At 45.3% G+C, this 12,098-nt stretch carries 13 protein-coding genes; all 13 read right to left on the reverse strand.

Annotation, left to right across the window (positions count from 1 at the left end):
- Positions 1-14 precede the first annotated feature (14 nt).
- The 13 genes from hisC to ndk all read right to left on the reverse strand — a co-directional run bounded on the left by hisC (position 15) and on the right by ndk (position 12,070).
- The gene (gene hisC / locus L6I86_RS05475) at positions 15-1,115 is read right to left on the reverse strand and encodes a histidinol-phosphate transaminase (protein ID WP_236285375.1); all 1,101 of its coding nucleotides are present in this window, start codon (positions 1,113-1,115) and stop codon (positions 15-17) included.
- A 16-nt stretch (positions 1,116-1,131) separates the two neighbouring features.
- Positions 1,132-1,947, reverse strand: coding sequence for a tryptophan synthase subunit alpha (gene trpA, locus L6I86_RS05480; protein ID WP_236285377.1), 816 nt, complete (start codon positions 1,945-1,947; stop codon positions 1,132-1,134).
- 3 nt (positions 1,948-1,950) lie between these two features.
- On the reverse strand, positions 1,951-3,144 hold the full coding sequence (gene trpB, locus L6I86_RS05485) for a tryptophan synthase subunit beta (RefSeq protein WP_056614320.1): 1,194 nt from the start codon (positions 3,142-3,144) through the stop codon (positions 1,951-1,953).
- Positions 3,141-3,839 carry a phosphoribosylanthranilate isomerase gene (locus tag L6I86_RS05490; protein ID WP_236285379.1) on the reverse strand — a complete coding sequence of 233 codons (699 nt, stop codon included), beginning with the start codon at positions 3,837-3,839 and terminating at the stop codon, positions 3,141-3,143. The genes trpB and L6I86_RS05490 overlap by 4 nt, the downstream gene beginning before the upstream one ends.
- Positions 3,840-3,858: 19 nt before the next feature.
- Positions 3,859-4,659 carry an indole-3-glycerol phosphate synthase TrpC gene (gene trpC, locus L6I86_RS05495; protein WP_236285385.1) on the reverse strand — a complete coding sequence of 267 codons (801 nt, stop codon included), beginning with the start codon at positions 4,657-4,659 and terminating at the stop codon, positions 3,859-3,861.
- A complete protein-coding gene (gene trpD, locus L6I86_RS05500; protein ID WP_236285387.1) occupies positions 4,649-5,689 on the reverse strand; it encodes an anthranilate phosphoribosyltransferase in 1,041 nt (346 codons plus the stop codon). Before trpD ends, trpC begins: the two co-directional genes overlap by 11 nt.
- Positions 5,690-5,710: 21 nt before the next feature.
- Entirely contained in the window at positions 5,711-7,258 is a 1,548-nt protein-coding gene (gene trpE / locus L6I86_RS05505; protein WP_056614334.1) for an anthranilate synthase component I, read from the reverse strand.
- Between the two features lie 290 nt (positions 7,259-7,548).
- The gene (gene aroH, locus L6I86_RS05510) at positions 7,549-7,935 is read right to left on the reverse strand and encodes a chorismate mutase (RefSeq protein ID WP_236285390.1); all 387 of its coding nucleotides are present in this window, start codon (positions 7,933-7,935) and stop codon (positions 7,549-7,551) included.
- A gap of 3 nt (positions 7,936-7,938) precedes the next feature.
- Complete coding sequence (gene aroB / locus L6I86_RS05515) at positions 7,939-9,033, reverse strand: 3-dehydroquinate synthase (protein WP_236285392.1); 1,095 nt, start codon at positions 9,031-9,033, stop codon at positions 7,939-7,941.
- A gap of 1 nt (position 9,034) precedes the next feature.
- A complete protein-coding gene (gene aroC, locus L6I86_RS05520) occupies positions 9,035-10,198 on the reverse strand; it encodes a chorismate synthase (RefSeq protein WP_236285399.1) in 1,164 nt (387 codons plus the stop codon).
- A 265-nt stretch (positions 10,199-10,463) separates the two neighbouring features.
- The gene (locus tag L6I86_RS05525) at positions 10,464-10,628 is read right to left on the reverse strand and encodes a hypothetical protein (RefSeq protein WP_164483568.1); all 165 of its coding nucleotides are present in this window, start codon (positions 10,626-10,628) and stop codon (positions 10,464-10,466) included.
- 92 nt (positions 10,629-10,720) lie between these two features.
- Positions 10,721-11,503 carry a CheR family methyltransferase gene (locus L6I86_RS05530; protein ID WP_236285401.1) on the reverse strand — a complete coding sequence of 261 codons (783 nt, stop codon included), beginning with the start codon at positions 11,501-11,503 and terminating at the stop codon, positions 10,721-10,723.
- 123 nt (positions 11,504-11,626) lie between these two features.
- On the reverse strand, positions 11,627-12,070 hold the full coding sequence (gene ndk / locus L6I86_RS05535; protein WP_057312038.1) for a nucleoside-diphosphate kinase: 444 nt from the start codon (positions 12,068-12,070) through the stop codon (positions 11,627-11,629).
- Positions 12,071-12,098 lie beyond the last annotated feature (28 nt).

Genomic DNA, 12,098 nt, shown 5'->3' on the forward strand with positions numbered 1-12,098 from the left:
CTTTATCTTCTGAATTAGACTAGAACAGGAACCTCTGCAAGAACTTCCGTTAGAGCCGCAATGAATTTGGCATTTTGCTCACTTGAACCAATTGTGACACGCAGTGATGTTGGGAAGCCCAACATATGACCACCACGAACAATTAGCCCTCGGCGCAATAAGCCGTTGAATACGTCTGCCGCTGGACGAACTACGTCCACCATAATAAAGTTCCCATGTGCAGGAAACGAGTGCAGCCCAAGTTGTTTAAATTGTTCTTCTAAGTAGTTTAAACCAGCAGTATTCGCTTCACGACAGCTTGCGATGAAGTCTTGGTCGTTAATCGCCGCAAGAGCGGCAGCTTGTGCGAATCGAGTCGTATTGAAGGGCTCTCGCACTTGATTAATCGAACGAATGACATCTGGATGCCCAATACCATAACCAATACGAAGCGATGCCAACCCATAGATTTTGGAGAAAGTACGCAATGAGATCACATTCTTGTATTGACCGATAAGCTCAATGCTATCTGGGAACTCACCTGTTGTGTTGTACTCACAATAAGCTTCATCAAGAACAACAATCGTGTGTGCTGGAACTTTAGCTAAGAAAGCTTTAATTTCCGCATCTGTATTCATCGTACCCGTTGGGTTATTCGGATTACAGATCCATACGATCTTCGTGCGGTCAGTAATAGCCGCAGCCATAGCATCCAAATCATGTGTACCATCTTTCAATGGAACTTCAATGGATACCGCACCCTCGATTTCACAATTGTGTTTGTATTGCGGGAATGTGTGTGAAGCCATAACGGATTCATCACCTGGCACTAGAAAAGCACGTGCTAACATAAGGATGACTTCATCCGAACCAGCGCCGAAAATAAGTTGATTCGTCTCAACACCTAGAGAAGCTGCAACAGCTTCTGTTAATTGAACGGCGCCTCCATCTGGATACAGACTAATATTTGCAATTTCTGCTTCAATAGCAGCCTTCACATGCGGAGAAGAACCGAATGGGTTTTCATTGGAAGCAAGCTTGATCACTTCAGTTAAGCCAAGCTCACGCTTTACTTCATCAATAGGCTTACCTGGTTGATAAACTGGTAAATGTATAATGGTTTGTTTCGGTTTCATGAAGTCACCTCATCAATTAGTGGTTCGAACGTTTTAATTGACCTACAAAATTACCTATTTGCTTAAGACCTTCCGGATGAGCGGCATCCTCTTGGAAATGTGGTAGTGCGCTCTCGATCGTGCGGACAATCGCACTCCCTACGACAACACCATCGCACAGCTTCTCAAAGCGTTCAACCTGCTCCCGCGAAGATATGCCGAAGCCCACAACAATGGGAACAGACGCGGCTTCACGCACGGTTGTAAGGAAATCTTCAATACCGCCAAAAAATTCAGCACGCTCGCCTGTAACTCCTAGGGAAGATACACAATAAACGAAACCACGTGCACTTGAAGCAATACGTTGTACACGTGCATTCGATGTTGGTGCAACTAAAGGAATTAAATGAACGCCATATTTCTCAGCAATCCCTCTAGTCTCACTATCTTCTTCCAAAGGAAGATCTGGAATAATAATGCCACTGATTTCATTCTCCTGCATCACTTTGAAAATACGTTCCAAACCAATTCGGAGAACCGGATTATAATAGGTAAAAAGGATAAAAGGCAGCTGAGATCCGCGATTCCTTGCCTGTTTAGCTACATCGATTACATCAAAGATGGAAATTTTACGTTTCAAAGCGCGCTCAGAAGAGCGTTGAATAACAGGTCCATCTGCGAGTGGATCCGAGTAAGGAACACCAAGCTCGATTAAATCCGCGCCAGCGCGTTCCATTTCTAGAATCAGCTCCAAGGATGCTTCAATCGAAGGGTCACCAATTGTTAGAAAAGGGATCATTGCGGTTTCACCGCGCGCTTTGAGTTCTGCAAAACGACTGTCAATACGGTTCATCGCTTATACCCCCTCGCCAAGATAACTAATAATGGATTCCACATCTTTATCGCCGCGGCCTGACAAACTCACGATAATAATTTGGTCCTTCGTCATCGTCGGTGCTAATTTCAACGTATGTGCAATGGCATGAGCGCTCTCAAGAGCAGGTATGATACCTTCTGTGCGGCTCAACAATTGAAGCGCATCCAGTGCTTCTTGATCCGTTATTGGATAATAAGTGGCACGCTCAGCATCTTTGAGGTAGGCATGTTCGGGACCAATTCCCGGGTAGTCCAAACCAGCCGAGATCGAATGCGCTGGCAAAACTTGACCATACTCATCCTGAAGCAAGTAACTGAGTGACCCTTGGAATACACCTGGCGTTCCTTTTGTCATGGTTGCTGCATGCTCCTCCGTATCAACGCCGCGACCTGCTGCCTCGACACCAATCAATTTCACGGACTCATCTTGAACGAATGGATAGAAAATCCCCATCGCGTTACTGCCTCCGCCAACACAAGCAACTACTGCATCCGGCAGTCTGCCTTCTGTTTCCAAGATTTGCTCACGGGACTCATCCCCGATCACGCGTTGGAAATCACGAACCATCATCGGATACGGATGTGGCCCAGTAACGGATCCGAGAATATAGTACGTATCTTGAACGTTACTTACCCAGTATCGTAATGTTTCGTTACAAGCATCTTTCAATGTACGCGTTCCTGAGGTAACAGGAATGACTTCCGAGCCTAACAATTTCATGCGAAACACATTCAATTGTTGACGTTTCGTGTCTTCTTCCCCCATGAATACTTTACATTCAAAGCCCATTAATGCTGCGACTGTCGCTGAAGCAACACCATGCTGACCAGCACCAGTTTCCGCGATTATCTTTTTCTTCCCCATGCGTTTGGCAAGTACGGCCTGTCCGATGGTGTTATTAATTTTGTGTGCGCCTGTATGGTTTAAATCTTCACGTTTCAAATAAATCTTCGCTCCACCGAGTTGCTCGGTTAAGCGCTCTGCATAGTAAAGCGGAGTAGGTCTACCGGAATACTGCTTCTGCAAATAACGAACTTCAGCAATAAATTCAGGATCATCTTTATATCGCGCATAAGCTTCTTCAAGCTCATGTAAGGCATTCATCAAAGTCTCGGGCACATAACGGCCACCGAACTTGCCAAATCTACCTTGCTGATCAGGTACTTGTGTCACTTACGGGTCACCCTTTCCACAAACGCGGTTATTTTCGCAATATCTTTCACGCCATCTGTCTCCACGCCGCTCGATACATCAACGCCATCAGGAGCATAAGCATCTACTAATTGATCAACGTTATCATGTCGGAGTCCGCCAGCTACTAGCAATTGTATACCAGCAGAACGAGCCCACTCTTGATAAACAGGTATACAATCCCAGGCAAAAGTTGTCCCAGAACCGCCTCCGTAAACAGGGTCAAAGGTATCTAATAAGATGGCATCTACATGCCCGATATAAGGATCTAGTTGCTCAGCTACCTTGGATAGAGAAGGTATGGAATCTTCTGTTTTGGAGATGGAAACCGATTTAAATACCTGTACACCAAATTGATCACGAACCCATCCACAGAAAGCCGGTGTTTCCAGACTATGAAGTTGCACGACATCCAGAGGAGTTGCAGCTAAAATATCAACCAACTGCTCTTTCGTTGGATTGACAAAAACGCCTACTGTAAGTGGCACAGTCTGTCCATTCGCCTCTTCTGATTTCAAATAAGCAATCAGCTCGGCTGCCTTCTCGGGCGTGACCTGTCGCTTGCTTGGTGCAAAAACAAAGCCGATATGAGCTATCGGCAAATGTACGATTGATTTTAACACTTCAACGCTTTGAAGTCCACAAATTTTTACCGTTGGAATCGTTCCCACAGTCATCAAATCCGCCTCTTTCTGCCTATAACTGCGCCTTATTGACCAGTTCACCCATCAATTGTTGAACCGCTTGTTCAACGACGGGTTGTCGCATGAAATGCTCTCCGATGAGTACAGCTTGTGCCCCAACTTTCTCGACATAGGCCATATCTTCAAGGGTAGATATACCACTCTCGCTCACAACAGTTTTACCCTTTGGCATAAAGCTTATTAATTCTTCCGTTGTTCCTAGATCGGTTACGAAAGTTTTTAAATTCCGATTATTTACACCTATTAGTTGGGTATCCAGCTCAAGTGCGCGCTCCAACTCTTCACGATCATGCACCTCAACGAGTGCATCTAGGCCAAGATCCTTTGCTAGGGTCAAATATTGCTTCATCTGTTCTGTTGTCAAAATCGCCGCGATAAGCAGAATGGCATCTGCTCCCAGAAGTCTTGCTTCATAGATTTGCTTCGGATCAATGGTGAAATCTTTGCGTAGCAACGGAACATTCACCGCTTTACGCACAGCCTCCAAATAATCATTGCTTCCTTGGAAGTACGAAACATCGGTCAATACCGAAATACAATCGGCGCCTGCACGCTCATATGCTTGGGCCAAACCAACCGGTTCGAAATCTGCGCGGATCAATCCTTTGGAAGGCGAAGCTTTCTTCACTTCTGCGATAAGTCCCATGGAACGATTTTTCCCAAGCGTCAATGCCCGTTCAAAGCCTAAACAAGGAGGAAGCTGAGAAATTAACTTTTCAGCCTCCGCGATCGAAAAATCGCTCATCGCCTCTACTTCCACGCGTTTTGTAGCTACAATTTTATCAAGAAACATGGCATAGTTCTCCTGTGTATTGGATTAGATCTTGCAATTTCTGCTCCGCGCGTCCCGAATCAATGACTTCTGCAGCTAATTTCACGCCCTGTTGAAGTGTGCCTACATGCCCCGTTACATAGAAGCATGCCGCAGCATTCGCTAGCACGATGTCCCGATATGGCCCTTTCTCACCTGCAAAAATATGACGAATAATTTCTGCGTTCAGGGCAGCATCTCCACCCGCTACATCTTTGATACTATGTGCACGAAGACCTAAATCGTCCGGTGTAATGGTATAAGTCGTGATAAGATCCGACTTCAGCTCAGACACCTTTGTAGGTGCAGAGATACTGAATTCGTCCAACCCATCCTCACTGGCAACAACCATCGCACGCTTTAGACCGAGTGCCTGCAGTGATTGTGCTAACATTTCCGTCTTCGTTCTATCGAATACCCCAAGGACTTGGCGATCCGCACCTGCTGGATTTGTTAGTGGGCCTAGCAAATTAAAAACCGTTCTGAATCCAAGCTCTTTGCGAGGTGCTGCAACATGCTTCATCGATTGATGATAGGCCTGTGCGAACATAAAACAAATGCCAGTACGCTCAAGGCATTTCGCTGCTTGTTCGCCGCTCAGTGTAATCTTAACGCCAAGCGCTTCTAGAACATCCGCACTACCACTTTTACTCGACATCGCTCTATTGCCATGCTTCGCTACTCGGATCCCGCCTGCTGATGCTACAATGGCAGCTGTCGTTGAGATATTGAACGTGTCAGCACCATCTCCACCTGTTCCACACGTATCAAGTAGGTCACTTTGGTGTACCTTCACTTGCACAGCTTTGCTTCGCATCGTCTCCGCAAACCCTGTAATCTCTTCAAATGTTTCCCCTTTGATACGAAGCGCCGTCAACAAACTGCCTATTTGTGCAGGTGAAGCAGCGCCATCCATAATCTCAGACATGACACTACGTGCTTCTTCCCGGGATAAATGATTGCCACTAATTACTTTACCAAGTGCTTGTTGTATCGAAATTGTTCCACTCATGTTCTTCCATGCCCCTTCCTTCTATGAGTTAACGAAATAGTCTTTGTTAATATCGCTAACAGGTCTAGGCTCAGGACTGAACATGGCTTCTGCCATTCGGATTGATTTCAGCAAAGCCGTCGCTTTGTTCACGGTTTCTTGATATTCACTCTCAGGTACAGAATCCCAAACGATTCCTGCTCCTGCTTGCACGTAGGCTTTACCTTTTTTGAACACAATCGTCCGGATCGTAATACAAGTGTCCAAATTCCCGGAAAAACCTAGATAACCAATCGCACCTGCGTAAGAACCGCGAGACTCTGGCTCCAGTTCAGCAATAATGCCCATCGCTCTCAGCTTCGGTGCTCCAGACACCGTGCCTGCCGGCATACAGGAAAGGAAAGCATCAAAGAAATCCTTATCTTTGGCAATTTTACCAGACACATTGGAAACAATGTGCATCACATGTGAGTACCGTTCAATGTCCATGAAGGTGTCACATTTGACTGTACCGAATTCGGAGACACGCCCGATATCATTTCGACCTAAATCAACCAACATCAAATGCTCTGCACGTTCTTTCTCATCGGCAAGCAGCTCCAACTCAAGTGCGTGATCTTCCTCTGGGGTTTTCCCTCTAGGTCTTGTTCCAGCAATCGGCCGCGTTTCTACTTTTTCTTCCTCTACCCGTACTAGCAACTCAGGAGACGTTCCAACGATAACCTCATCGTCCATTTTCAGCACATACATATACGGAGATGGATTCATTGTACGAAGCACACGATATACCTGTAAGGGAGAAACCGTTGTTTCCATTTCAAAACGCTGGGAGAGCACGACTTGGAAAATATCGCCGGCACGAATGTATTCCTTTGCTTTATTCACATTGGCAATGAACTTATCTTTCGTAATATTGGAACGAATTTCGCCCAAATCTGGTTCTGACACGATCGGGTTGTGCGTCATGGTATCGGAACTAAGAGGGCGTTTAATTTTTTCGATTGTCGCATCAATTTTCTCACAAGTTGCTTGATACGCCTTCGCAATATCCGCATCCGTTGCGAATTGGGGAACATGTAGGTTTGCAATCACTTTGATCTGTTGTTTGAAATGATCAAATACGATGACCTGATCGCAAAACATGAACTGAATATCATTCATTTGTAAGTCATCAATCTGATGAGCCGGTAGTTTCTCATAGTATTGCAATAAGTCATATCCGAAGAATCCAACCGCACCACCCGTAAAGCGTGGAAGATCTGCAAGCTGAGGGCTGGAGTAGGAACGAAGATAAGCCTTCAACACTTCGATCGGTTTCTCATCCGTGATTTTTTTCTCGGACCCCGTTTCGACCGTTGTTTTTCCATGCTTCGCCGTGATCATCAAGAATGGATCGCTGCCTAAGAAGGAATAACGTGCCCATTTCACTCCTCCCTCTACACTTTCTAAAAGGAAGGCACGAGGCTCTTGATATAAATGTTGAAATACACGTATTGGCGTCTCGGTATCAGCTAGTAAATGACGCACCACTGGGATAAGATTATAATCTTTGGACAAACGAATGACTTCTTGCAATTCAGGTGTATACATGGAAACATCCCCTCTCAGCTTGTGAGCTACTCGCGGTCTGCGGCGCTCAAAACTCTATTCGAATACAAAAAAACCTCTACCAGGGGTAGAGGTTGACTTTAGTTTCAGTAGACGATCAGGATGAATGTGAAAAAAAGAAAATGAGAGCTGGGTATGAGCAAATAGACGATCCCCCTCTGGGAACGATCCAATGGTCATATAGCTACTTTACTTTTTCTCATCTCAACTCGGCTCTGCTCTACTCGACTAAACTCTGCTCTACTAACCTAAACTCATCTAATTTCACTATACTACCGGGTAGCTTCATTTGTCAATTTAACAATATCAGGACGAAGTGCTTTCGCTTCTTTCAAGTACACATGGTTAATTTCCGCTTGGGTTTTGGTTGTGTTCACCTGAACCATCAAACGAATACATTTGGGTAATGCATTCTCAACTGGCACTTCCAGCGAACACATCAATGGAACAAGCTCCCAGCCAATTAGTGTACGAATTGCTCTTGCTGGAAATGTTGCCGTAATATCTTCCGTTACTGTAATGAAAACCGATCCAATATCCTCTGGAAGGAAATCATTCGCTTCTACAATTGCTTGAAGAAGCTCACTCGTAGCAGTAAGAATTTCTTCTGCATCATTCTGTTGAACTGTTGTCGCACCACGAATTCCCCTTAAGTACATCGGTTATTTCTCCCCTTTTAGAAGGTCAACAATTTCTCTGACTTGTTGTGAAGTAACATCCTTACGGATCTCGACTTTACCAATCTCGGTCGGGATGATGTACACCATCGTACCTTCTTTGAATTTCTTATCATGCATCATAGCACTCATAATGCGATCTGTATCCAAATGTGACGGTATGCTCACTGGCAATCCGTATTTCACAAATAAACCTTTGGTCACCGCATGGATGTCCTCACTGTAACCAAACTGCTGTGCAAGCTTAGCAGCGCCGACCATCCCAATGGCAATAGCCTCACCATGCAACAGCTCACCGTAGCCCGCTACGGCTTCTAATGCATGACCGATTGTGTGTCCGAGGTTTAATATCGCCCGGAGATCATTCTCACGCTCATCCTGCGAAACAACGATCGCTTTCACTTGACAACCTATGTAAAGCGCATAACTTAACGCTTCTGGATCTAATCCTAACAACTTGTCTGCGTTTTCATCGCACCACTGTGTGAAAGCGGAATCCCAGATCAAGCCATGCTTGATCACTTCAGACAGGCCTGCCTTCACTTCACGCTCAGGCAAAGTCAACAGCAAGTCGATGTCGAAGAGGACTAGCTCTGGCTGGTGGAACGCCCCGATGATGTTCTTCGCCATCGGGTGATTGACCGCTACCTTGCCGCCGACAGAACTGTCGTGGGCAAGGATGGTCGTCGGGATCTGCACGAAGCGGATCCCGCGCATGAAGCTCGCCGCAGCGAAGCCGGCGAGATCGCCGACTACGCCTCCTCCGAGGGCTATGATCGCAGAATTGCGATCAAGGCCCGCCTGGAGGGCGGCGGTTACGATTCCCTCGAGCTGCGCGAGGGATTTGGACGTTTCGCCTGCGGGCACGACGCAGGCTGTCGCGGCGAAGCCGCCGTCACGGAGCAGTGTCAGGACGCGCTCCAAGTGCAATGCCGCCACCGATTCGTCGGTGACGATGAGCAGCGGCGACTTGCGGCTGAGCTTCGCGCGATCGAACAGTGCCGAGATATTGGTAAGAATGCCTTGGCCAATATATATGGGATAAGACCGTTCTCCAAGCTCTACGGTAAGTTCTCTCATCTTAGTAGTTCTCCACTTGCTTAAGGAAATTCGCTAAGTTCGTGCGGATTTCTTCGATGGAGTCTCCGCCGAATTTATCTAAGAAAGCATTAGCCACTTCCCAAGCGATGACATTCTCCATGATCACGCCTGCTGCTGGCACTGCACACGTATCGGAACGCTCCACCTGGGCTGTAAATACTTCTTTCGTATCGATATCTACACTTTGCAAAGGCTTGTACAAAGTAGAAATTGGTTTCATTACCCCACGAACGATGATTTGCTCGCCTGTTGTCATTCCGCCTTCAAATCCACCTGCACGATTCGTTCTGCGTCTAAAGCCAGTTTCTTGCGTATACAGGATTTCATCATGTACGTTCGAGCCTCTGCGCTCTGCAGCTTCGAAACCGATTCCGAATTCCACACCTTTGAAGGCTTGAATAGAAAGCACAGCTTGTGCAATTTTACCATCCAATTTGCGATCCCACTGCACGTGACTTCCAAGTCCAACAGGTACACCTTCGATAATCACTTCCACGATACCACCTAATGTATCGCCATCTTCTTTAGCAGCATCGATAGCTGCAATCATTTTCGCTTCTGCTTCTTTATCAACAACACGTACTGGTGATTCTTCTGTAATACGAATAAGTTCATCGACAGGAAGCTCTTGACGCTCTACTTCAACATCACCAATGCGGATAACTTGTCCTGCTACTTTGATCCCGAACTCTGCTAACAACTGACGAGCAACAGCCCCAGTAGCTACACGCATCGTTGTTTCACGAGCACTTGATCTTTCCAAAATATTACGCAAATCTTTTTGATTATATTTGAGGCCGCCGTTTAAATCTGCATGTCCAGGACGTGGACGGTTCACACGGCGCTTGCCTTCGTTATCTTCTTCAACGGGTTCAATCCCCATAACGGAAGTCCAATGTTTCCAGTCATTATTCACGACAACTAATGCGATTGGCGCACCTGTTGTTTTACCATGACGCACGCCACCTGCAATGGTAGCTGTATCTTTCTCAATTTGCATCCGACGACCACGACCATAGCCTTTTTGACGTCTATGTAATTGATGGTTTAAATCTTCAAAGTTAAGGTTTACATTACTTGGAAACCCTTCAATAATCGCAGTGAGCTGCGGGCCATGCGTTTCACCTGCTGTTAAATATCTCACAATCCGTTACCCCCTAAGAATTTTACGAAGAACATCGAACTCCGTATATAAACATAATAGTATGGAAAAACCGAGCCTACTTACTCTATGTGCCACGGAAAAAAGCTGCAGCACCAAGCACTTTAGCGCTTTGACGCGCGATTATCTGTTGTCATTATAGTATAGCTACTCAGGTTTGGCAACAACACAAATGCAAAAACACGCTTCACAGGTCAGGGACAAACCCTTCCGCGTAAGCGTGTCATCATCTAGGCAGGAACTAGTATTAGCCGTGCATAGGTTGCTTCTGGACGACCCTCGGAGGCTCACAAAGCTGAGGATCATTCATAAGACCCGTAATTTGTGAGGAATCAACTCCTAAAATTTGAGCACATTCTTGAATGGAAATCATTCCTCTGCGATAAGCGGTAATCACCTTGCGTTTGTCCATGATAGCCCCCTAAGCGTGTATGCATTGTTCAAAGCTTGGTGTCTCCTTCACTTTGAACTGCTACATCTTAGTATTGGAAAATAAGGAAGTTCTTATACTCCTTTTTTCCGATAAAAGAACGTTTCAGCCGCTTCCAGCTCATATTGCCCAGGAGAAAAAATCTGTTCTGTCGAACCAACGAAAAGCAGACCGCCTGGTTTAAGTGCTTTGGCAAACTTCTGGTACAGCACATGCTTCGCTTCTTCTGTGAAATAAATGATGACATTACGGCACACGATCAGATCGTAACCGCTATCAAATGTATCAACAAGCAAATTTTGTTTCTGAAATCGAACTGACTTTTTGAGTTCATCCGAAACATGAAACATTAAGCCATCTTGTTTAAAATATTTCTTCACATAATTAGCTGGTACATCACGCACGGAACGATCTAAGTACATCCCTTTACGTGCTTTCTCCAAAGCACCATCGTCAATATCTGTCGCATGTAGGCTCGTCTCAGCCAACGCTCCTTGCTCAGCTAAAATCATGGCTAGTGTGTACGGTTCTTCACCTGTGGAGCAGGCTGCACTCCAAATCTTCAACCGGCGATTCCGCTTCAGCATCTCAGGTATAAACTTCTGTTCTACAAGCTCCCAACGATTCGGGTTTCTCCAAAATTCAGAAACATTGATCGTCATCCGATCCAAAAACTCATAGAATAGTTCCTTGTCCTTCATCATCGCTTCAAAAAAAGAAATAAACGTATTGTAACCTCGCTTCATTCGCAAGGTAGTTAATCGTCTCTTCATTTGCGCTTCCTTATACAACGCAAGATCAATGGACGTGTGTTCCTTTATTTTTTTAATAAACAACAAAAAATCTTGATCCTCCATGCTGTCCACCCACCTTGATCATTATGTACCTTGATACATTCTGTGTGGATTTACCAAATTCCTTCATTAAAAAACAAAAAGAACCTGTGTCGTATCCGATAACAGATTCTTTGCGATGGAAGATTAGATCCATTCTTGTATGTTTTTTGAATATGTAAAAATTTCGTTTGGCTGAAAAAAATTATTAATTTCACGCTCAGCACTTTCTGGTGAATCCGATCCATGAATCAAGTTAAGATTCGTATGTACAGCATAATCACCGCGAATGGTTCCAGGTGCGGCTTCTAATGAATTCGTTTTGCCAATCATGGTTCGCGACAATGTGATAACTTGATCACCATGCCATACCATGGCAAAAACAGGTCCTGATGTAATGAAATTCACAAGTCTTTCGAAAAAATCTTTTCCTTTATGCTCTGCATAGTGGATCTCGGCTTGTTCTCGGGAAATAACCGTCAACTTGCTGCCAATCAATTGGAAACCTTTCTGTTCAAACCGTTTTACAATCTCGCCGACAAGCCCCCGTTGTACACCATCTGGTTTAACCATGAGAAATGTTTTTTCCATTGAAAGACTACCTCCTTAAAGTTTTCGC

Origin of the sequence: Paenibacillus allorhizoplanae (assembly GCF_927798215.1) — a bacterium.
GTDB classification, from domain to species: Bacteria; Bacillota; Bacilli; order Paenibacillales; family NBRC-103111; genus Paenibacillus_E; species Paenibacillus_E allorhizoplanae.